Source organism: Bacillus manliponensis (genome assembly GCF_000712595.1).
Classification (GTDB): domain Bacteria; phylum Bacillota; class Bacilli; order Bacillales; family Bacillaceae_G; genus Bacillus_A; species Bacillus_A manliponensis.
Window position 1 is genome coordinate 90,291 of the sequence record NZ_JOTN01000006.1, and the last position, 22,480, is coordinate 112,770.

Below are 22,480 nucleotides of genomic sequence, written 5' to 3' on the forward strand. Positions count from 1 at the left end.
TATGCGATATATTGGTTTTATGAAAAATAAAATGATAAAGCCAATTAAACGTATGTCACTTCGAGATGAAGTATATGCAACTTTAAAAAAAGCAATTGTTACATTAGAACTAAAACCAGAGCAACGTTTGAGTGATAAGGAATTAGCTGAGCAATTTGGGATAAGTCGTACTCCGGTTCGAGAGGCGTTAAAAAGACTTGAAGATGAAGGGCTTATTGAGTCTATTCCAGGTTCAGCGACGCGCGTTGCACCATTACATTTAGAGGAGGCGAAACACGCATTTACTGTTGTGGCAGCTTTGCATGCTTTAGCAGCTAAGTTAGCAGTTCCTTTATTAAAAAAGTCACACATTGAAGAGTTGGAGTTTCATAATAAAACTTTATTTATGTCGCTTGAAAAAAAAGATAGTATAGGAGCAATTGAAGCTGATGAGCAATTTCATAATGTATTTTTAGACGCGGCAGGAAATCCTGAAATCATTCGTGCGTTAGAGCGTAGTATACATAAAATTCAGCGTCTTGAAATTGCTCAGTTCACATCTAGAAATGGCTTTAAGTCAGTAGAACAACATAAAGAAATGATAGAAGCTTGTAAACATAAAAATGTCGAACTGGTAGCACATCTTATGGAACAAAACTGGTTAAGTCTTGGAGAGCTACTAACTCAGCAGACGGATTGAGGTGAGGGAATTGCGTCCTATTTTGTTAGGGATTTGTGCTGCTTTCTTTTTTGCGTTTACGTTTATTTTGAACCGAGCGATGGAGTTGTCTGGGGGGAGCTGGATTTGGAGCGCTTCATTGCGGTTTATTTTCATGGTCCCATTTCTTCTATTGATTGTATTAGGAAGGAAGAATTTACGCCCCTTATTGAAAGTGATGAAAGAAAACATGGGCGCGTGGTTTTTATGGAGCTTTGTAGGATTTGGTTTATTTTATGCCCCGTTATGTTTTGCAGCTGCACACGCACCTGGTTGGATTGTTGCTGGGACATGGCAAGTTACGATTATCGCAGGATCTTTACTAGCTCCGCTATTTATCCAAACGATTCAAACATCAAATGGACTTGTAAGGAAAAGAGGAGAAATCCCATTAAAAGGTATGGGGATGTCTTTCATTATTTTGTTTGGCATTATTCTTATGCAAATAGAACAAGCAAAAGGATTAGCGATAAAAGATATTTTATTAGGAATTGTTCCAATTGTAATTGCCGCATTTGCATATCCACTTGGCAATCGTAAAATGATGGAAGTTTGTGGGGAACGTTTAGATGCGTATCAACGAGTGCTTGGAATGACATTAGCTAGTTTACCATTATGGCTGTTACTTTCCATATATGGTCTTTTTACAACAGGGGTACCAAGCAAGGAGCAGACGATACAATCACTTTTAGTTGCTATTTGTTCAGGCGTTATTGCAACTGTTTTATTTTTTAAGGCAACTGATCTAGTAAAAGGTGATATGCAAAAGTTGGCTGCAGTTGAAGCGACGCAGTCTATGGAAGTTCTTTTTGCAGTTATGGGAGAACTTATTTTATTAGCTGTTCCAATTCCTTCATTCGTATCATGGTCTGGTATGTTTATTATTATGATTGGAATGGTTGCGCATAGTTATGTTTCTCATAAGCAGCAAATACCCCATAATAAAAATGTAAGTGCTTAACATAGAAGACGCTGTAAAACCAATAATGATTTTAGTGAAATGCCCCCTAAAAATGGGACGCATTTTAAAATACCTAAACCACTTGTTCTCTATTTTCTTTGGGGGATAGGTGGTTTAATTTTCTTGAATTTTCCCAGTTGTGTTTGATGCTTTTGTTATCTTTTATGAATAGAAAGATTCATTTTTCAAATGATTAAAGAAACTATCCATTAAGGTATTATCATGACTATTTCCTTTGTGGGACATACATATTTTTATTTGTATTTACGGGAATACATGCACCCATCTTTTCAAAAGTAATATGTTGGAGTTGAGGGAGTGATACTATGCCATGGCAACAAAAAATTAGACATTTAATTGGGCAACCTATCGGAATTTCATTACAAAATGGTCAAGGAACATCAGGTGTTTTGTGCGGAATTTCTGATAATAAACTTCTAGTCATTGAATATTTGTATCAAACACAATTCGCTTTAAAACAATACGATTTTAATATGATTCAAGATATACATGGATTTCCGCCTTGTAAGAACCCGCAACCAGTATATTACTGAATTATTGACTTACCACTCTACTATTTGAACCTCCCATGTTAAATAGGCTAGATCCATGCTCGAAGTGACCTCAAAAAGATTAACATGATATTTTTTTAAACAGGTTGGGCATAAGTTCGATATTGAAAAAATATCAGCTTATAAAGTGAAACTTTAATCAGTGGGGGTTTTCTCCATCCCCCACTGATTATTAGTTGAACCAATCGGGCTTTTACGTGCTGTAATACTCCTCAAGTTTTGAAGTGGGAGTATTACAGCACGTTAATGCGGGATAAAAGTTGAGATTTTTTCATGAAGTGATTAATAGTTAGGAAACATATTAGTCGCTTTTACAACTATATTTAATTTTTATAAACAAGTCGGCGCATGAAAGCATCAGCAGGTCCACGTAATCCTTTACGCTCTAGTATTGTAGCTAAGAAGAGGCTAGTAAACCAAATGAGTACGGCGGTAACAAACGCTCCAGTAGTGTGTAAAACATGCCCTAGGCCGAACGCTACGGGCGACATAATAATAACAAGCATTGCCTCGTTAAATAAGTAGAAAGTTAATGATCGTTTACCTAATGCTGCTAATGAATAAGTAACAAACCCTGTACGATTTACAAAGGAACCAATTAGTCCAAATAATACTGCGTATCCAAATCCACCAGCAAGCCCAGTTAAGATTTGGAGAGAGGTCATCAATCCAATTGTTGCTGGAGAAGGAATCCATAGTTTTGTGCTAATCATAGCAAATGGAAGAGCACCGATAATAGAAATAGCGATTCCTGTTATTGCGATAAGAATGAGAAGCTTACGATGTTTCTTTCCGTTTAACAAGTCATTTCGGGCTGCCCACATTCCAATTAAAACAGGAAGTAGCATAGGGTACATGAAAAGTTGAGCCAAAATCATGAAAGGAAATCCAATAAGTTTAGTTAAAGCTGCTTCTCCATATGAGCTTGTATCAGAGAAACCAGCACTTACTCCATATCCGTTCATGTCTATTGAAATTCCAGTCCATACGAACAGGATGAAGATAATAGAAAACAGGCTAACTAATAGGATGCCTCGTCTAAGTGTTTGGTCTCCTCGGAATAGTAACCAGCCAATAAGTAGTCCAGCTGTTCCGTAGAAAGCAAGAATATCGATACCGCCAATGATAACAGTGTGTACGAGCCCAAATAATAGAAGAAATAGCGAACGACGCTTTAATAACCTTTTAGATTCTGTTTCTAACATACCAGCGCTGAGTTGACGCTTTACCATCATGGTCATTCCGTAGCCAAATAGAGCTGCAAACAACGGCATTCCACGATTATCAACAAATAAAATGCAGAAAAAATTAATGATTTCGCCAACGGTACTACCGCCTTCAGGACGACTGAGTAAATTTGTGTTCGTAACACTTAGCCATAATGGAGCATGAGCGATGGCAATAATTAAAAGCATAAAGCCACGAGCTAAATCAGGAGCCAGCGATCGTTCATGATTAGAGATAGGTTTTATGTGTAGTTGTTGCATTCTATATTTACCTTTCTTTGTAAATATTTTTGATTGATTAATCAATCAAAAATATTGTATATGATTTTACTATGTATGTCAAATGCATAAAGGTCGGTAGTTAAATAGTGTTGTTAAACAGGAATTTCTATAATCATAAGAGAATAAACAAGAAGATATGAGAAAAAGCACTAGGGAAGAAATTGTCTATAGGGGGCTTATTGTTGCTTATTTTTCGCATGTTATTGAATAAGATAGGTAAGTTAAACAATATATTTTTATTTATAATGACGTCGTTTGTTATCATAGCAAGTTCGTTTGTTATTCGGCAGCTAGAACCGGAAACATTCCCGAGTTTTTTGATGCTTTTTGGTGGGGCATGACGACAATGACAACGGTTGGATATGGTGACTTTTATCCGGTCACGATTGAAGGAAGGATATTTGCTATATTTTTATACATAGTTGGAATCGGTATTTTAGGGGTTGTTATTGGTAAAGTTGTTGACTCCTTTGGTCATTATAGACGCTTGAAAGGGGAAGGGAAATATAAAGGTCGGAATCATATTGTCATTGTTGGCTGGTCAAAAAAATCAGAGTATACGTTAAAAGAAATTTTAACTACAAAAGATTGTGAAGTCTCGTTATTATTGACGAGTTATCACAGGAACCGCTTGTGCATGATCGAGTACATTACATTGCCGGTAATGCAGCAATGAAAACAACGATAGATATGGCAAATATAAAAGAGGCACATTCCGTTATTATATTCGCAGATGATAAGATTGATAGTCCATTATTAGTAGATGGTAAAACGATGATATTAGCGGCATCGATCGAGCAATACGCTCCAAATGTAAAAACCATTATTGAAGTGATAAAAGAAGAACATGTAAGGAGTTTTGCACATGTAAAAGCAGATGAATTTATTTTATCCCGCATTAACGGGCTGTAAGACTCCCACCTCAAAACTTGAGAAAAAGCGAAGAAGTTTAGGTGGAGATTAACAGCCCGTAAAAGCCCGATTGGTTCAACTAACACTCAGTGGGGGATGAAGAACCCCCCACTGAGTGAAGTTTCACTTTATCGAATGAAGTAATGTCGAAGATGGCTGTAAAGTCGTTATAGAAAATAGTATATCTAAAATAAGAAAGGAAGAGGCCAATGTGATACTTCTCCAATTTATTTGTATTTTATGATTCATAAAGGAGAAGTTACAAATGATAAAGACAAGATCGTTTCACTTTTTATGGTTAAGCCAAGCATTTGCGAATATTGGGGATGTATTTTATATTGTTGGGATTATCAGTATATTATATGGAATGACTAGTTCCGTATTTATTACATCTTTAGTACCATTTTTCATTACATTTTCTCGTTTTTTGGGTGGTCTAGTAGCACCTTTATTAATAGATAGAATGTCGTTAAAACGAATTTTAATGGTTTCACAGTTTAGTAAAACAATATTACTGTTCCTTTTAGCAATTAGTATGTTTCCTTTTCAAACACTAAACATGCAGATCCTATTTTTAATTATCAGTTGTATTTCTTTTTTAGATGGCTGGGCTACTCCGGCGCGCAATGCGATGCTTCCTAGATTAGTTACAGAAAATGAATTAATGAAGGCGAATAGTTTTGTTTCAATTGTTGATCAACTCATTCAGTTCGGAGGTTGGCCGCTAGCGGCAATACTTGTTGCAGCCTTTAGCGGAGAAAGGGTTATTTTTGTAACGATTATCACCTTTATCATTTCAACTATACTAACGATTTTCATAAGGGATCAAAAAGAAGAAAAGACAGCGAAAACAACTCATCCATCGAAATGGAATTCAATGAAAGAAGGGTGGCTTGTTATTTGGAAAACCCCATCTTTAAAAACGATTACAATTATGGATTTCTTTGATTCTATTGCTAGTGGTGTTTGGATTGCGGCTATTTTGTATGTGTATGTTGAAGAAATTCTTTATGAAGGAGAAGCATGGTGGGGGTATATTAACTCAACTTTTTTTGCAGGGCTTGTTTTAGGTGGCATTTTTGTTATGAAAAATGAAGGGAAATTAAAATCGAAATTGCATCTGAGTATAATAGGTGGTTCTATATTCGTAGGGATTTTTACTTTTTGGTTTGCTTTTCCTTATAATAGTTTACTAGCATTGTTTTTATCAGTGCTGCTTGGATTCGCAACAGAAGTGAAAGAAATTAGTCAAACTACTATTATCCAAACTGCTACGTCTAATAAATATTTAGCTAAAGTCTTTTCTGCTAGGGATATGATTATAACAAGTATGTTTGGTATTTCATCTGTATTATTAGGAGCAATCGCTGAAGAATTTGGGATACGTACTGTTTTTGTTATAGCAGCTATCGTATCAATCTTTTGTGGTGTTTTGGTTTATGTGAGAAGAAATGATTTCACCAAAAATGTAGAATAACAAAGAAAAACGGGCCGTATTCCATTGTATAAAGGGTACGGCCCATTTTATTATTACTTATTCTCAGCAGGTAATGTAGAAACTTGCCACTCTATACCAAACTTATCTTTTACATTTCCGTAAGCTGGACTCCAAAATGTTTCTTGTAGTGGCATAATGACTTCGCCACCGTCCTGTAACTTTTCAAAGACTTCTTTTGCTTTTTCTGCATCGCTAATTCGAATCGCAATTGTTACTTGTGATCCTGTTTCAAATGGCTGACCTGGGAATATATCCGAAATCATCAAGTCAGTATTACCTACTTTTAAATGTGCATGTAATATACGATCTTTTGCTTCAGCTGGAATAGGATGTTCTGGGTTTTCAGGCACTTCTCCAAATGTTTGGCGTACTTCTACTTTTGCATCCAATGACTTTTCATAAAATGTAACAGCCTCTTGCCCATTGCCATTTAAGACTAAATAAGGATTGATACTTAAGATCATATAAGCACCTCTTTTTGATTTTTAGTAAAACGAACATTTGTTCTATTTAATGATATCATATCTTATATGTATGTGCAATAAATATGTGAGGTATAAAAAATAAAAGAGTTTATGTGAATGGTGCGAAGCTTGTTGTTTTACCACCTTATATGTTCTATTTATTTTTTTATTTTCCTGCAAAATGAGTATAGGTTTGAAACAAGAGGGAGTTGTTTGATAGTGTGTATCAAATAAGACTTAAGACGGATACATATTTAAGTTCTAAGTTTGTAGGCGAAATAATTTTAAAATGTTAAAATTTACTTGTAATGGTAAATTTACAAAAAAGAGGAAGGGGAAAACGGTTATGAAAAAAGTTTGTATGATCTTTCTATTTATTTTTAGTATGTCTATTTTTTTAATCGGATGTAATGCAGAGAAAAAAGAAGTGAAAGCAGAATTTGACACTGAAAAAGTTCAAAAGATAGAAGTATCGTCAGTAGAAAATCCAGAACAGATTTTACATGTAATGGAGACTAAAAAGGATATGAAAGAATTTACTGAAACACTTCAGATTGATAAGTGGGATACAGCAACAATTCCTTCAGATGCGGTAGAAGAGTATACGTATAAACTATATCAAGAAGATACAATTAAGCTTGGAGAATCTAAGGCGGATAAGAGAGAGTTGAAACATGTTGGTACCATTATTACATATAAGAATAGTCCTTACATCCAATTGAAATCGAAAAAGCTAACTTTCAATTTTAAAGTTCCAAAAGATGTGACAGAACAGTTATCGAATGATGTATGGACTTCTAAAGAATAGAGAAAAAAGATAGAGCGAATCAAATATGCTCTATCTTTTTTAGTGTAAATCGTTCTTAGCGTAAGTAATAAATTTCACTTACCGTATTAATTTAATAAAATTAAAAAATAAAATCTTATTATCACATGTAATCAGGCAATACTACATGATGTATATAAATAAAAGGAGCGAGTGCAATGAAACAAATTCCGATTGGTGTTTCAAACAGACATATACATGTTACGCAAGAAGTATTAGAAAAGCTGTTTGGTCAAGGACATGAACTGACTGCGATAAAAGAACTTACACAACCGGGGGAGTTTGCAGCTGAAGAAACAGTTACAATCAAAACCGAAAAGGGAGAAATTACGAAGGTACGGATTTTAGGACCGGTACGTAAATTTACACAAGTCGAAATTTCCAAAACAGATGCACGTAAACTTGGAATTAATGTACCAATTCGTTCATCAGGGAATATTGAAGGGACACCAGGTATTACAATTATCGGTCCTAATGGTACGCTTCAAATTGAACAAGGCGTAATCATAGCTGAGCGTCATATTCATATGACAACAGAAGATGCAAAATATTTTGGTGTACAAGACAAGCAATATGTCAATGTGAAAATAAATGGGGAAAGAGCGTTAACGTTTCATCAAGTATTAATTCGGGTGAAAGATACGTACGCGCTAGATATGCATATCGATACGGATGAAGCAAATAGTGGAAATATTAAAACGGGTGACTTCGGTGAGCTTATATTGTAGCTAACTGTATGAAAAGTAGATAGGGGTACCTTTGCACATCCAATTTTAAAAACCCAGCTATCTTCACAGAAGATTAACTGGGTTTCTTAGTTATTTACACCCAATCATTTATAGAACAATTCGGAACTGCCTAGTGAAAAAGAGACTGCACTTTGTGCCGCAATCGCGCCCTATAACGATATTTTTTGAAATCAAAGGTTGATGAAGGTGACTTATACTTATTGAACTCAAGTTTGCAATATCATTTTTGACTCGTATGAGCACAAATAGAGGGGGTAAGTCAGTCTCACGGAAAGCCTTAATCATGGATTCTTCTTGTGGTGTAATATTCATTAAGCGTTCTCTTCCTTTCCAGTTAGATTATACACAATACCATCCTATAGTCTTCTTTGCCATGCCTTCTTTTCCATTACTCGCTAGTCTTGAAACAAGGATCATTTCGTATCTAGTTATTTATGTTGTTAACTTGATGGGCATACCATGGTACCCCTAGATAAAGAAAATGTTATTGCCTTATCTATCTTGAAAATTTGATTTACAAAATATTTTGTTCCTCTAATAAATCTAAGAAAGATTGTAAAACAGGAGAAATCCATCTCGACTTATGGTAAATAGCGTGGCTTTTTATAGATAGTGTTGTTTCAATTTTTTTAAATAATAATTGTTTTTTCTCGACATTTTCCTTTACTACAATATAAGGGAGAATAGCAATACCTAATCCACACATAACTGACTGTTTGATAACTTCGATGCTTGAACTTTCAAAAGTTCTTTTAGGAATTCCTCCGTTCATGCGTAAATAACGCTCTACCATTGGTCGATACCCACATGTTGGTTCTGTATAAATAAATTGATAGTTTCGTAGTAAGCTAGAAGGATTTTCAGGTAGCACAATATCTGCGGGTAAAATCCAGCCGAATGTTTCCTGGAATAATGTAGTTGTTACAAATTCATCAAACTCTCTTGACTCACCAATCAAAAAAACAATATCTGTGTCACCATCTTGCAATTTTCTAAATGCTTGTTCATTTTTAACTGTCTCAAGAATAATGTTTACTTTCGGGTTTTTTTGTTTATATGTTTGCAGTATGCGAGGCAATCGATAAACAGCTAAAGATTCGTTAGAAGTAATCGTAAGTGTTCCTGTTAAATCATTACCGTTTTGTGGTATTTCTTTTGCTTTTTCATATATAGCTAACAATTCTCGAGCATATGGGTAAAAGTGGTGCCCTGCTTTTGTAAGAAGTACTTTGCGCCCCAATCTATCAAAAAGGGGAGTGTGTAAATCATTTTCTAAATTCTTAATATGAGTTGTTACTGTTGACTGGGCATAACCTAATGCATCAGCAGCTTTGGAAAAACCACCATATTTCACAACAGCACAAAATGTTTTAATATGTCTCATTTCCATATATATCCCTCTTTTTTAGTATCATGATTCGCGAACGATTATATCATATTTTTCAATTTTTCAAATAATAACTTCTCCTTTAAAATAAAATTAAGAAATCTAACATTTTATTCCTTTTGGAATCTGAGTCAGGAATTTTAAAACATGGAGGAGAAGTATATGAGTATAAGAGGCTATCATATAGCTATTGTAGGAGCGACAGGTGCAGTGGGACAGAAAATTATTGAATTATTGGAGCAAGAAACAAAATTTTATATAAAAAAAATCACCCTTCTTTCGTCAAAACGATCTGCAGGTAAAAAAGTTATATTTAGAGATCAAGAAATAGTGATGCAAGAAGCAAAGCAAACAAGCTTTGAAGGTATAGATATTGCTTTTTTTAGTGCTGGGGGAGAAGTGTCAAAGCAGCTCGCACATTATGCAGTTGCTAGTGGCGCTATTGTAATTGATAATACAAGTGAATACCGGATGTCACCTGATGTTCCTCTTGTTGTTCCAGAAGTAAATGCACATGCTTTATACAATCATAAAGGGATTATTTCTGTTCCGAATTGTTCTGCTTTACAAATGGTCACAGCGCTTCAACCAATTCGGGAAGCTTTTGGTTTAAAGCGAATTATTGTATCGACATACCAAGCTGTATCAGGATCAGGAATTCATGCAATCCATGAATTGAAAGGACAGACAGAGGAAATGCTTGTAGGAAATGAAGTAGAGCCATTTATATTACCGGCCAAAAAAGATAAAAAGCATTATCCAATTGCGTTCAATGTATTACCACAAGTTGATGTATTTACAGATAATGATTACACTTTTGAAGAAGTAAAAATGATTCAAGAAACGAAAAAGATTATGGACTACCCTTCTTTAAAAATGGCAGCAACTTGCGTTAGAGTTCCAGTAGTATCTGGTCATTCTGAATCTGTCTATATTGAGTTAGAAAAAGATACAACTGTAAATGAAATAAGAAAAGTTTTATGTTCAGCACCAGGTGTTACACTTCAAGATGATCCAAATAGTCAGCTTTATCCTATGCCTTTATATGCAGAAGGAAAAAAAGATACCTTTGTTGGTAGAATACGAAAAGATCTCGACGAACCAAAAGGATTTCATCTTTGGATTGTATCTGATAACTTGTTAAAAGGAGCCGCTTGGAATTCAGTACAAATTGCAGAAACAATGATTGAAAAAGATATCATCTAAATATAATTTTATCCCGCATTAACGGGCTGTAAGACTCCTACCTCAAAACTTAAGAAAAAGCGAAGAAGTTTAAGTGGAAGATTAACAGCCCGTAAAAGCCCGATTGGTCGGGTTGACACTCAGTGGGGGATAAAGAAAACCCCCACTGAGTGAAGTTTCACTTTATTAAGCAAAAAAGTACATCACTAAAATTAGTGATGTACTTTTTGTTGTGTAGGACTTTATAGTCTACATATTTGATGTTTGTGATGTTGCTTTATTCGGCTGATCATGTTGGATTGATGAAATAAAAATAATTAGTAACGAAATCACACCGAAAATTAATACCATGTATTGTAATCCGATTGTATCAAGGAAGAAACCAGTTCCTAATAAGACAACTTGGAACATAACGCGGTCAAACATGTTACGGAATGAGAAAATACGTCCATGATAACTTTTCTCAATCTTAGTTTGAAAGATAGTTGCCATAACCGGAAAAAAGCCACCAACACTAAAACCGAAAAATCCGAATGAAACAAGTGCCATCCATTTTATATCACTGAAAAATAGTGATAAATGAGAAAAGGCAATTAAGAATGAGAAAATATACAATAGTTTATAAGGTGAAATATAATCGGACAGACGTTTAATTACAAATGCACCGAGCATAAACGCTACACCCTCAATTGTATAAATAAATCCTTTAATTGTTGGATCGTGTTGCATTTCACTAATGTTAATAACCATTAAGTTAAAGCCACCGATAAATAAGAGTGGAATAATACTTAAAATTAACGCGCGAAATGCGATTGGTACTTCCTTTAAAATGCGGAATACTTCCATGAAACTTGTATTTTGAGGTTTTTGCTTATCTGTCATTTCTTGTTTTGTATCTTCAAAGTTTAGTAAAAATGTAGAAAGGAAAAGCAATGCGTATGCTAACATTGAAAAAGCATACATATATTCCAAACTCATGACAACGAGAAGAACCCCGCCTAATGAAGTACCAACAATACGAGAGATTGTTGAAATGTTCATATGAATTCCGTTCATTTGAAGTAAGTGATTTTCAGGAACGATAAGGGGAATAACTGATTGTAATGCTGGAAAGTAAAAGGCTGCGGAAATTTGAATTGCAACCATAAAAAGAATCATGTAAAAAATACTGTCATATTGAATTGCTAAAAACATGAAAATGACGCTAACAACACGCCCAAATCCTGAATACAGTAAGATTTTCTTTTTCGAATATTGATCAATAAATCGACCTGCCATTGGACCAACAAAAACACCTGCTAATAAGCCAGTAAATAAAATTAATGATTTCATAAAATCAGATGGAACATGGCGTTGTAAAAATTCAAGATTGCCAAGAATACCAAGCCATAAACCGAGACCAGCGATAAATTCGCCAGCAAGAACGACCCATACATTTTTATTGCTCCACATACAAATATCCTCTCCGTCTTCTATTAAAATGAAAGCTGTATAAATTTCCTCCTTACGTAAAGAGTTTTTGAGTCTGAATCTATATTACGCCTTTCGATCAGGAGTTTCAAATAATTTGAACGAAAATATAGAAAGATTTTTTCTCCATAAAAATCAAATTAATAAAAGGAATTTTTCAATATTTGTAGAATATGAGTTAAGTTCATTTCACTATGTTACGGAGGAAATATATGCATACAATTACGCTACATAACGTGTCATTTCAAGTTAAGGAAGTTCATGATTTTAGTTGGCTCCAAAAATTAGGAACGGTATTTACAGTATTTGATCAACAACATTCTGGAAACATTAGTTTTGGTGTTGAGATACATGGAGAAAAGCGATTTGTAAAATATGCTGGAGCAAAACCAATGGGTTACGAAGGAGATGAGGCTGCTGCTATTTTTAAACTAAAAGAAGCAGTAGATGTATATTACGAACTAGCTCATGAAAAATTAATTAAGATTGTTGACCATTTTGAAACAGCAAATGGTTATGCTGTCGTATTTGATTGGTTTGACGGAGAATGCCTTCACTCTCCTTGGGCATTTTCACGAACAGAAAAATATACAAATCCCAATTCACCATTTTATCGATTCAAGAGGTTATCTGTTACAAAGCGATTAGCAGCATTAGATTCAGTCTTTCTTTTTCATTGTCATATAGAGAGAAAAGGGCTTGTTGCCATTGATTTTTATGATGGCAGTATTTTGTATGACTTTAAAAGTGATACAACAAAAATTTGTGACATTGATTTATATGAAAAGCGGCCTTATACAAATATGATGGGAAGGCTTTGGGGGTCATCAAAGTTTATGTCACCAGAAGAATTTCAATTAGGTGCAACAATTGATGAAAGAACGAATGTGTTTACAATGGGGGCAATTGCTCTTTATTTATTGGGCCAGGGAAAAGACTGTTCAATAGTAGACTGGGAAGGCAGTAAGAGATTATATGAAGTAGCTCAAAAAGCAGTAGAACAAGATCGGGAAAATAGATATGAATCCATTGCGGCCTTTTACCGAGCTTGGCAGGAAGCTTTGTAAAATTGTTTATTAAAAATAAAGGGATTTTCTCTCTCATTCTATAAGTAATGAAAAGAAAAGAGAATAGAGGAGAGGTCTGATATGAACAATAAAGAACTAGTTGTTAATCAATTTGGAAAAAATGCAGCAAAATACGTCACAAGCAGTATACATGCAAAAGGAAAAGATTTACCAACACTTTTAGCTTGTATGGAAGGGCGAGAAAATAAACGTTTATTAGATATAGCGACAGGAGGCGGTCATGTCGCAAATTTATTGGCACCACAGTTTCAAAGTGTAGTTGCCCTTGATTTAACAGAGGAAATGCTACAAGGAGCGAAACAATTTATTGAATCAAATGGTCATACAAACGTATCTTTTACAAAAGGTGATGCTGAAAATTTACCGTTTGGTGATGATTCATTTGATACAGTAGTATGCCGAATTGCTGCGCACCATTTTACAAATGTTCCAAAATTTATTGAAGAAGTACATCGTGTACTAAATGAAAACGGATTATTTATATTAATTGATAATGTTTCACCTGAATGGGATGAATATGATACGTTTTACAATTTTGTTGAAAAAAAGCGTGATCCAAGTCACAATCGAGCATTAAAGAAAACAGAATGGCTATCTTTCATGGAGAAACAAGGGTTGCAATTACAATCATGCTTCACATTTGATAAACAGTTCAATTTTAAATGGTGGTGTGACATGATGAATGTCTCAGAGCAAGATCGTACCGAACTTGTACATTATATGCTATCCGCTTCAGAAGAAACGAAAGAGTTTTTTAAGGTTGAAGTAGAAGAGGGTTACGTACAATCTTTTTATACGGAAATGGTGCTGTTTGTGACTACAAAATCAAAGACATTACAGCGAGAATAAATAGAATGGATTACAAAAGTTGTATCAGATATTAAAGGTGAAATTATGTTAATAGATGTTTTTGTACTTTTATTGTTTGTTGGTATGATGGGATATTTGTTTATAGTTGCGACGGGACTAGGCACGAAAAAAAGAAAGTGATAAGAAGAGGGAAAAATAAAGCTAGAAAAAGAAAAGGAAGAAGAAAAGAAATAAAGGTTCTGGAGTAAGTGTATATTCTCCTCGTTATTATTCATGGGGAGGAGATAGTTCAGGGTGTAACACTGCTAGTGAATCTTCTAGTTGTGATAGTGATGGAGGTGGCGGTGATTAAGCATGGAGAATTTTATGTATGTAATAAAAGAGTTAGGATAGAAAAGAATGCTTCCCTCTGTAGGGGCACACTTTATCTCAAAGGTATAAGAAAGTTGCTAACTTAATTTCGGATTGAGATAACAAAGTTTCTGTAAATGAGAAATCAAATACAAAACAAAAAAATCACTATTCCTTCATTTTTGAGGAAATAGTGATTTTTTGTTTTATGTACAGAAATTTAGAAAGTAACTGTATTTCGTTTATTCAACTTTAGTACTCGTTTGTTGGGTTATTTCCTCATAAAATGTAATTCTATTAGAGAAAGGATCAATAACTGTTAATTCAATTGTATCCCAAGGTGTCTTTTCTAAAGCAGGTTTAGCATACGAATATTCTTTTTTTGATAGTGAAGAGTAATAGCTTTTCAAGTCGTTTATTTTAATTCGAATTGCACTACCTGGAGATGAATCACCGTGATGTTCAGAAAGGTGTATAACCGCATTACGTAAAGAGACTTGAAAATAAAAAGGCATATTTTCGGCATACTGATGTTTCCAATCCAGTTTAAATCCTAAATAATGCAAATAAAAGGAATTGGCTTTTTCAATATCAAAAATTCGAAAGATAGGTGTAATCATTTGAGATAGAACTCCTATTCATATAATTTATTACTTTTTATTTTAAAGTGTTTCTATGTAATTAGGTAGTGAAAATGATGTATTTATTCAAGTAAATTGTTGATTAGTCAAACAAGGAGTAATAGGAGGAATTTTATAAGTGTACCAAGAAAGTTCTATAAACAAGAGAAGGAGAGGAAACAAATATGAACTTTATTACACTAGACAAATTTCAATTTAAACTCGCAAAAGAAGAAGACAGCCATTTAATTATAGATATGTTAAAAGGCATTGCACAGTGGATGAAAAATAACGAGATTAATCAATGGCAATACCTTTTAAGAGGTGGTGATGATGAAGAAATCAAGCAAGCCATCTTAGATGAAAAAACTTATATTCTGTTAGATAGTAATAAGTTAATCGCTACATTTACACTAAGTTCTGTGCAAAGTGAATGGGATGAACATATTTTTGGTAAAGAGGTTGATTTAGATTCACTATACCTGCATAGATTTGCGGTAATTCCTACACATATGAAACAAGGTATCGGTGAAAGTATACTAGTTTGGATTCAACAAAATGTTCGTGATAAAAAATACTTAAAATTAGATTGCGTTGCAAATAATAAGAAACTTAATAATTTTTATAAAAATAATGGTTTTGAGTACTTAGGAGAAACAGATGGACACAGCAAATTTCAAAAGAAATTAAGATAATGTTTTGATAAGTGTTGCTAGCTTTATTAATCCTTCCTCTAACTCGTAAAGTGATGCGTATGAGTAAGATAAGCGAAGGTGATGTCCATCAGTGCGGTCGTATATATGACCTGGGTTTAATAAAATGCCACTATTCAACGCTTTTTTAAATAATGTTCGATTTGAAATTTGTTTATGAAGAGAAAGCCAAATGTAAAATCCTCCTTCTGGTGTATTCCACGTTGCAATATCTTTAAAGTATTTGTTTAGTATATTGAGAGTAAAGTCTCTTCGTAATCGTAATTCGTTTCTTGTTTTTTGAATGTGCATTTCATAATCCCCGCTACATAGCCACTCTGTAACAGCGAATTGAGAGATGGAACTTGATCCATAATCAGTTTGCATTTTTATGTCTGCCAACCGGTCAATAACGGGTTCAGGACCAATGACCCAGCCGATTCGTAAACCAGGTCCAAGCGTTTTCGACATGCTACCGATATGTAGCACAAGTCCTTGGTTATCAAACGATTTTAATGTATTTGGTGGTGGATTTTCAAACCATAAATCACTGTACACATCATCTTCAATAATCGGTAATTTTTCTTTTTTACAAATGCCCAGTAATTCTGTTCTTCTATTGTGAGACATGAGAGTCCCAGTTGGGTTATGAAACGACGGTATCGTATAAAGTAATGCTCCGTTATGTAGCTTTTTTAACCGACTAATATTCTTTGTCACTATTCCTTCATTATCTAAAGGAACTCCAAACAAATGCATGCCAGCAGATTGAAATACATGAACGGAATGTAAATAAGATGGTTGTTCAAGAAAAATAGTAGAGCCACGATGTAATAATCCGAGAGAAATTAATTGCAATGCTTGAAGGCCACCTGAAACGATTAGTATTGAAGACGGTGAAGCTTCAATCCCTTTCTTTTTTACATAATGACTTATCGCCTGCCTTAAATGGATACTTCCTTTTGGTTCTGAATAACCTAAAGAGAATATGGCTGAAGAATGGGCTTGGAAAATATGTTTCATTTTTTCTGTAGGTAATAAATGTGGTGAAAGTTCTCCGGTACCAAGCCGAATAATATTTTGATTTGTTTCCGCTTTATTGATATCTTGAATGGTTTGTATGTTAGGGTGATAAGAACCAGACTTTACATAGCTGTTCCAATCTGGTGGTGGAGTAGAAGCAAGTAAGTTCCATGTATTATTGATGACAATAGTACCTTTTCCTACCGTTGCTTTAATGAGTCCATCAGCAGTTAACTCATCTAAAGCATAAACAATTGTACTGCGGTTCACTTCAAACATTTTAGCTAATGCACGTTGCGTTGGAATTTTTGTTCCAACTGTCCACTCACCGTTCATAATTTTTTGTTTCATATATTCATAAATTTGGTGATGTAGTGGAATAGGGGAAGATTTAATAGGTGTCCAGTTTTCTTCTCTCAATAGTAGTCTTTCCTCCTGTATTTTTCTAATAATTATAAACATTGGTTGGGTAGAAGTCCATCCAATTGGTTGAAGACACATGTCTTAACTCTTTATACAATATAGCTAGTAAGCAAGTAGGAGGGAGATACATGTTACAAGCAATATTTCATGGTTTAATTTTAGCATTTGGATTAATTTTACCACTTGGCGTACAAAATGTTTTCGTATTCAATCAAGGGGCAACGCAGCCTAAGTTTATAAGAGCGCTTCCTGTTATTATTACAGCAGCTCTTTGTGACACTTTGTTAATTTCGCTAGCTATATTAGGAATTTCAGTTGTTGTTCTTGGATCATATTGGGCAAAAATGGTCCTCTTTATTGTAGGGATTATTTTCTTAGTGTATATGGGATTTGTTACATGGCGAAGCAAACCAAGTTCCATGGGAGAGGGAGAACAAGTATTGTTGACACCAAAGAAGCAAATTATGTTTGCGATGTCTGTTTCACTACTAAACCCTCATGCAATTTTAGATACAATTGGGGTGATTGGAACGAGTTCTTTACAATATGATGGGATGAATAAACTTGGCTTTGCCGCCGCATGTATTATTACATCATGGCTTTGGTTTTTTGGATTAGGAGTAGCTGGGAGGATGACAGGAAAGCTCGACAAATCAGGAAGGTTTCTAACAATCTTAAATAAAGTTTCAGCGTTGATTATGTGGGGAACGGCTATTTATATTGGGGTAACTCTTTATACTACAACATTCTAAATTTAATAAGATGGTTTTCTCATCTGGTTTTGCTACATGAAAATATGGTAATTTATTCCTGGATTATTCATACTTAATTATAGAGATAGGTTACAAATGAATAAAGAAAGCAGGTGGGGGGATGGGCAGTAAAGATTTTTTTCGATTTGAGAGACCAAATGATGATTTCCCTTATTATGATGAAGAGCCGTCTTTAATTCGTTTGCCTCAAGGTATTTTTTTAGTAGTTGCTCTAATTGTTAGTTTTTTAATATTTTCACACGTCGCATTCATCCCAGATTTTCTTCGTCCATTTATAAATCTTATTATTCCTTTGTTGGCTTTAATGGTAGTTGTTGGACCAAAATGGAAATGGTTATTTAGAAGAGTTGTACCAAAAGATATTTTACCAGCTTTGTTAGCTTTAAAATAAATAGAAAGAAAAAGCGAAAATCTCGGTTAAAGATTTTCGCTTTTTTACGTAAGAATGATATAACATCACCACTAGGTGTCTAGTAGGCTAGACACCTAGAATAAATTTCTCAACGTGGTAATAGTTAGTAATTTGCGTTTTTCTATTAAAAATACAGCAGAAATGAATTATTATAAACACTACATCAACTGTTCACTTTGTACATCCGAGTCTAGTAATGTATTAAATTATGACAAAAGGAGTAGAGGGATGAAAAATAAAAATTATTTTGCTAGAAGTAAAAAAGCTTTAAAGACATCATTAGCGGTTAGTGTTGTTGCGATAGGGATTGGATATATGATTGAGCCAACAGCTTTACATGCTGAAAAAAATGTAAAAGGCGTTGACGCTGCCTCTGAAATGCCATCTATACAAAATAAAGATGTTTTAGTTGGTTATTGGCATAATTGGCAAGGAAAAAATGATGGTTATCAGCAAGGAACTTCTGGAAATGTGAAGTTATCGGAGACACCAGAAGGGTATAATGTCATTGATGTTTCCTTCATGAAAGCGGATACAAATGAACGTATCCCAACATTTAAACCATATAACATGTCAGATAGCGAATTCCGAGGGGAAGTTGCAAAGTTAAATGCACAAGGGCGTTCCGTTTTAATTGCATTAGGCGGTGCTGATGCTCATATTCAGTTAAAACAGGGAGATGAAAAGGCACTTGCTGATGAAATTATTCGCCTTGTCGAAACATATGGATTTGATGGACTAGATATAGACTTAGAACAAAATGCAATTACAGCTGGTGATAATCAAACTGTCATTCCGGCAGCATTAAAAACGGTAAAAGATCATTACCGAGCAAAAGGGAAAAACTTTATTATTACGATGGCTCCAGAATTCCCATATTTGAGAACGGGCGGTAAGTATACCTCCTATATTCAATCATTAGAAGGATACTATGATTTTATTAATCCACAATTATATAATCAAGGTGGAGACGGTGTTACAGGTACAAATGGAAAATGGCTTGCGCAAAATAATGACGCAGTGAAGGAAGAGTTTTTGTATACGATATCTAGTCATCTTATCAATGGGAATGGCTTTGTTCAAATTCCAGCACATAAGTTAGTTCTTGGTATACCAGCTAACAACGATGCTGCGGCAAACGGATATGTAAAAGATCCAACAGCCGTTCAAAATGCATTAAATCGATTAGAAGCAGACGGAAATCCAGTAAAAGGTTTAATGACATGGTCTGTTAACTGGGATGGTGGAGTTGATAAAAATGGGACGTCATATAATAACAACTTTGTTAAAACATATGCTCCAATGATTCATAATGGAAATAAACCAGTTGATAGCGAAGCACCGTCTATTCCGGGAAATCTTCTATCTACAGCACAAACCGGTTCAAGCATTTCGTTACAGTGGCAAGCATCTACAGATAATGTAAAAGTGAGAGAGTATGAGGTTTATAGAGATGGGAGTAAAGTGGGGACGTCAAAAACAACGTCCTTTACAGATCAAGGATTAACAGCAAACAAAACGTATTCGTATTTTGTTAAAGCTGTTGATACAAGTGGGAATCCATCAGGAAATTCAGCAATCATCAATGTAACAACAAAAGATAGTGGACAAGCTCAGTACCCTGAATGGGGAACTCAAGTTAGTTATAAAGTTGGAGATAAAGTAACTTACAACGGAAAAGTATATGAGTGTACATATGCTCACACATCTCATGCTGGATGGGAACCACATGCGGCATTTGCGCTTTGGAGGGTCGTGGGATAAGAGTAATTTTTATAGACTAATCGGATTGTTTACCGGTTAGTCTATTTTTATTTTATGTTACAATGGTTTTATTGACTGAATTTTAAGAATTATACACCTTATAGATATAAGGGGGGAAGAATATATGCCAAAATTTGAGGTACCTATAATCCAAATGAGAGATAGTTCATTTTATATTGGTTTAAATATGAGTCGTCACATTCAAAATAGTTCAATCCTTAAAACTTTAGATAGAGTAACAAAACCTGAAATAGACTATAAAAATATGAAAGCTATCTACTTTGCTTTTGCACCTCACATATTGGATGAACTAGAAGGGTTATGTGAAGGGTTAGCTATGACACAAAACAAAGCAGCAGCGCTATTTAGTGGATACGACGTACCAAAAATGGAAGCGATGGGCTGTTCAGCGATTATAACAAAAGATTATTATGTACGAAATTATGATTTTTCTCCAGTTTTTTATGATGGCTATTTTAGTTTATTTCAACCAAAAGATGTTTTTGCTTCAGCAGGTTATAACTTGCAAGTAATAGGGAGACATGATGGGGTGAATGAACATGGTTTAGTGATTGGGTTACATTTTGTAAGTAATCATGACTATTCGGTAGGAGTCTCTGCCTGGACTGCTGTGCGAATGGTACTAGATACATGTATGTCGGTAGAAGATGCTATTCATATGTTAAAAGAAATTCCTCATGCAGCTTGCTATAACTTTTCATTAGGTGATAAAAAGGGAAATATTGCAGTCGTAGAAGCGAGTCCTACTAAGGTGATTGTAAGAAAAGACGACACTGTACTCTCTTGTGTAAATCATTTTCAAAACCCGGAATTGATTAGAAAAAATAGGGTTTCAATAGAAGGTTCTCAAAAAAGAAATGACTATTTACAGAGCTTTCAAGATGGAAATGTAACACAAGTTGAGATGTTTCAAAATTTCATTAATGAAAATTCACCGGTCTTTTTTACTGATTATGAGAACTTATTTGGGACGCTTCATACATTTTCATACTCTTTTCATGATGGGCGAATTTTAACAAATCTTGCTCGGGGAAATGAAATTTTAGATATTAACTTTAACGGTTGGATTGAGGGAGAAGACATAGAGCATAAGTGTTTGACTGGAATCATTGAAAATAAATAATATTGGTCGTGATTGTATGAAAATTAGGGAATTTGGAAAAAGAAGCGGATTAAGTATAGATACAATTAGACATTATATGGACCTTGGATTGATTGTGCCTGAAAAGAAAGGTGGTCATTATTTTTTTGATGAGCGCTGTCAAAAAGACTTAGAGCTTATTTTACAGTTTAAAGGTATGGGGTTTCAATTAAATGAAATAAAAATGATTTTTCTTTATGAAAGATTTAGTCAATTAACAAATTATGAAAAGAGTGAGTATTATCAATCTTTATTTATGAACAAATACAAGAAAATCGAACAAGAAATCAAGAATTTAAAAGCACTTGATTTATTGAAATGTTTACAATGCGGAGAGAAGCCACTTTTGCAAGATGGGATGATTCATCGAAATCAAATTACAGAGGGAAAGTTAGTTTGTCATTGCGGAGAAGAGTATTCCGTTCAAGCGGGAATTTTAATTGTAGATAAGCCATTTCAATCGAATATGAAGTTTTTATTGGAGGAATATATTGTAGAAACGGATTTATCGTACTTAGAAAATATTCATATAACAGCAGAATGGTCAAAGAGAAAACTTGTTCAATTAGATTTAAATCATAAAGTATTGATTGAGTTAGGATCGGGTAGTGGTTTTTTTCTACGCAATGTTTATGAAGAGTTGCCAGAGAACTGCTTATATATTGCGGTTGATCACAATTTAGAACGTCACCAATTTTTAAAAAGTGTACTAGAGCGATCTGGTGTGAAAAGAAATGTTCTTTTTATTTGTGCTGATTTTTTACATATCCCATTACAGGACGCTACTGTTGATATTGTAATGGATCAAGCAGGTACAAGTAATTACAGCTTTGAAAACGAGGGATTTTTATTACAGAAACTCATCTCTCTTTTTAAACAAGATTCTTACTTATTAGGATCATTTATTGCTTTTGAAAAATTTAGTAGCAAAAGCAAAATTGAGCTTCTATATAGAGATAACTTCTTATCAGGGAAAATTAAGAAGAACCTGAACGAGTTAGGGTATGCTGTGCTTGATGAAAAAACCTCTAAGCCGAGTGATAAAGGAGGGGGAAATATGAAAATTTCTTTGTGCAAGGCGAAACGGTATATTCTTATTTGTTTTTCGGTAAAAGATAGGGTCAACCCTATCT

General features: G+C 34.3%; 22 protein-coding genes and 3 pseudogenes. 18 read left to right on the top strand and 7 right to left on the bottom strand.

The window, feature by feature from the left end:
- The first annotated feature begins 19 nt into the window (after positions 1–19).
- Positions 20–679: a GntR family transcriptional regulator gene (locus tag BAMA_RS09220; protein ID WP_034638622.1), complete on the top strand. Its 660-nt coding sequence runs from the start codon at positions 20–22 to the stop codon at positions 677–679.
- A 10-nt stretch (positions 680–689) separates the two neighbouring features.
- Positions 690–1,658: a DMT family transporter gene (locus BAMA_RS09225; protein WP_034638507.1), complete on the top strand. Its 969-nt coding sequence runs from the start codon at positions 690–692 to the stop codon at positions 1,656–1,658.
- A gap of 73 nt (positions 1,659–1,731) precedes the next feature.
- Here BAMA_RS09225 and BAMA_RS24495 read toward each other — a convergent pair.
- Positions 1,732–1,904, bottom strand: a pseudogene (locus BAMA_RS24495) (IS3-like element ISBt2 family transposase); the annotation flags it as partial.
- An 80-nt stretch (positions 1,905–1,984) separates the two neighbouring features.
- Here BAMA_RS24495 and BAMA_RS09230 point away from each other — a divergent pair.
- Entirely contained in the window at positions 1,985–2,212 is a 228-nt protein-coding gene (locus tag BAMA_RS09230) for a hypothetical protein (RefSeq protein WP_034638508.1), read from the top strand.
- A 341-nt stretch (positions 2,213–2,553) separates the two neighbouring features.
- Here the strand turns inward: BAMA_RS09230 and BAMA_RS09235 are convergent, their stop codons facing one another.
- A complete protein-coding gene (locus tag BAMA_RS09235; RefSeq protein ID WP_051758908.1) occupies positions 2,554–3,717 on the bottom strand; it encodes a DUF418 domain-containing protein in 1,164 nt (387 codons plus the stop codon).
- A 259-nt stretch (positions 3,718–3,976) separates the two neighbouring features.
- On the opposite strand from BAMA_RS09235, the gene BAMA_RS23465 reads away from it, so the two are divergent.
- From BAMA_RS23465 to BAMA_RS09245, 3 genes are all read left to right on the top strand, one after another.
- Positions 3,977–4,414, top strand: coding sequence for a potassium channel family protein (locus BAMA_RS23465; protein WP_265182711.1), 438 nt, complete (start codon positions 3,977–3,979; stop codon positions 4,412–4,414).
- A complete protein-coding gene (locus BAMA_RS23470; RefSeq protein ID WP_162176059.1) occupies positions 4,372–4,650 on the top strand; it encodes a TrkA-related ion transporter in 279 nt (92 codons plus the stop codon). The genes BAMA_RS23465 and BAMA_RS23470 overlap by 43 nt, the downstream gene beginning before the upstream one ends.
- Before the next feature lie 265 nt (positions 4,651–4,915).
- On the top strand, positions 4,916–6,127 hold the full coding sequence (locus tag BAMA_RS09245; protein ID WP_084157951.1) for an MFS transporter: 1,212 nt from the start codon (positions 4,916–4,918) through the stop codon (positions 6,125–6,127).
- Between the two features lie 53 nt (positions 6,128–6,180).
- Here BAMA_RS09245 and BAMA_RS09250 read toward each other — a convergent pair whose 3' ends face one another.
- Entirely contained in the window at positions 6,181–6,612 is a 432-nt protein-coding gene (locus BAMA_RS09250) for a VOC family protein (RefSeq protein WP_034638509.1), read from the bottom strand.
- Positions 6,613–6,958: 346 nt separating this feature from the next.
- On the opposite strand from BAMA_RS09250, the gene BAMA_RS09255 reads away from it, so the two are divergent.
- The gene (locus tag BAMA_RS09255) at positions 6,959–7,420 is read left to right on the top strand and encodes a hypothetical protein (RefSeq protein WP_034638510.1); all 462 of its coding nucleotides are present in this window, start codon (positions 6,959–6,961) and stop codon (positions 7,418–7,420) included.
- Positions 7,421–7,596: 176 nt separating this feature from the next.
- Complete coding sequence (pduL, locus tag BAMA_RS09260) at positions 7,597–8,166, top strand: phosphate propanoyltransferase (RefSeq protein WP_034638511.1); 570 nt, start codon at positions 7,597–7,599, stop codon at positions 8,164–8,166.
- Positions 8,167–8,701: 535 nt separating this feature from the next.
- Here pduL and BAMA_RS09265 read toward each other — a convergent pair.
- Positions 8,702–9,577 (bottom strand): LysR family transcriptional regulator, encoded by an 876-nt coding sequence (locus BAMA_RS09265; RefSeq protein ID WP_034638512.1) that lies wholly within the window; start codon positions 9,575–9,577, stop codon positions 8,702–8,704.
- 159 nt (positions 9,578–9,736) lie between these two features.
- Between BAMA_RS09265 and BAMA_RS09270 the strand changes: the two genes are divergently transcribed.
- Positions 9,737–10,780 carry an aspartate-semialdehyde dehydrogenase gene (locus BAMA_RS09270; protein WP_034638513.1) on the top strand — a complete coding sequence of 348 codons (1,044 nt, stop codon included), beginning with the start codon at positions 9,737–9,739 and terminating at the stop codon, positions 10,778–10,780.
- A gap of 228 nt (positions 10,781–11,008) precedes the next feature.
- On the opposite strand, the gene BAMA_RS09275 is transcribed toward BAMA_RS09270, so the two are convergent.
- Entirely contained in the window at positions 11,009–12,211 is a 1,203-nt protein-coding gene (locus BAMA_RS09275; protein WP_034638514.1) for an MFS transporter, read from the bottom strand.
- A 230-nt stretch (positions 12,212–12,441) separates the two neighbouring features.
- Here BAMA_RS09275 and BAMA_RS09280 point away from each other — a divergent pair, with 230 nt between their 5' ends.
- Complete coding sequence (locus tag BAMA_RS09280; protein WP_034638515.1) at positions 12,442–13,296, top strand: protein kinase family protein; 855 nt, start codon at positions 12,442–12,444, stop codon at positions 13,294–13,296.
- A gap of 81 nt (positions 13,297–13,377) precedes the next feature.
- Positions 13,378–14,166: a class I SAM-dependent methyltransferase gene (locus BAMA_RS09285; RefSeq protein WP_034638516.1), complete on the top strand. Its 789-nt coding sequence runs from the start codon at positions 13,378–13,380 to the stop codon at positions 14,164–14,166.
- A 554-nt stretch (positions 14,167–14,720) separates the two neighbouring features.
- Here BAMA_RS09285 and BAMA_RS09295 read toward each other — a convergent pair.
- A complete protein-coding gene (locus BAMA_RS09295) occupies positions 14,721–15,098 on the bottom strand; it encodes a glyoxalase superfamily protein (protein WP_034638518.1) in 378 nt (125 codons plus the stop codon).
- Between the two features lie 185 nt (positions 15,099–15,283).
- Here BAMA_RS09295 and BAMA_RS09300 point away from each other — a divergent pair, with 185 nt between their 5' ends.
- A complete protein-coding gene (locus tag BAMA_RS09300) occupies positions 15,284–15,793 on the top strand; it encodes a GNAT family N-acetyltransferase (RefSeq protein ID WP_034638519.1) in 510 nt (169 codons plus the stop codon).
- Here BAMA_RS09300 and pdxR read toward each other — a convergent pair.
- Positions 15,785–17,233, bottom strand: a complete 1,449-nt coding sequence (pdxR, locus tag BAMA_RS09305) for a MocR-like pyridoxine biosynthesis transcription factor PdxR (RefSeq protein WP_034638520.1) — start codon at positions 17,231–17,233, stop codon at positions 15,785–15,787. The genes BAMA_RS09300 and pdxR overlap by 9 nt on opposite strands.
- A gap of 131 nt (positions 17,234–17,364) precedes the next feature.
- Between pdxR and BAMA_RS09310 the strand changes: the two genes are divergently transcribed.
- The 6 genes and pseudogenes from BAMA_RS09310 (at position 17,365) to BAMA_RS09330 (ending at position 22,466) form a co-directional block, all read left to right on the top strand.
- The gene (locus BAMA_RS09310) at positions 17,365–17,988 is read left to right on the top strand and encodes a LysE/ArgO family amino acid transporter (protein ID WP_034638521.1); all 624 of its coding nucleotides are present in this window, start codon (positions 17,365–17,367) and stop codon (positions 17,986–17,988) included.
- A 121-nt stretch (positions 17,989–18,109) separates the two neighbouring features.
- A complete protein-coding gene (locus BAMA_RS09315; protein ID WP_034638522.1) occupies positions 18,110–18,400 on the top strand; it encodes a hypothetical protein in 291 nt (96 codons plus the stop codon).
- 336 nt (positions 18,401–18,736) lie between these two features.
- Positions 18,737–19,729 (top strand): annotated as a pseudogene (locus BAMA_RS09320) (chitinase); the annotation flags it as partial.
- The gene (locus BAMA_RS25530; protein ID WP_338022286.1) at positions 19,724–20,185 is read left to right on the top strand and encodes a carbohydrate-binding protein; all 462 of its coding nucleotides are present in this window, start codon (positions 19,724–19,726) and stop codon (positions 20,183–20,185) included. The pseudogene BAMA_RS09320 and the gene BAMA_RS25530, both read left to right, overlap by 6 nt.
- A 124-nt stretch (positions 20,186–20,309) precedes the next feature.
- Positions 20,310–21,329, top strand: coding sequence for a C45 family autoproteolytic acyltransferase/hydrolase (locus tag BAMA_RS09325; RefSeq protein ID WP_034638523.1), 1,020 nt, complete (start codon positions 20,310–20,312; stop codon positions 21,327–21,329).
- A gap of 16 nt (positions 21,330–21,345) precedes the next feature.
- A pseudogene (locus BAMA_RS09330) lies at positions 21,346–22,466 on the top strand (MerR family transcriptional regulator).
- The last annotated feature ends 14 nt before the right edge of the window (positions 22,467–22,480 follow it).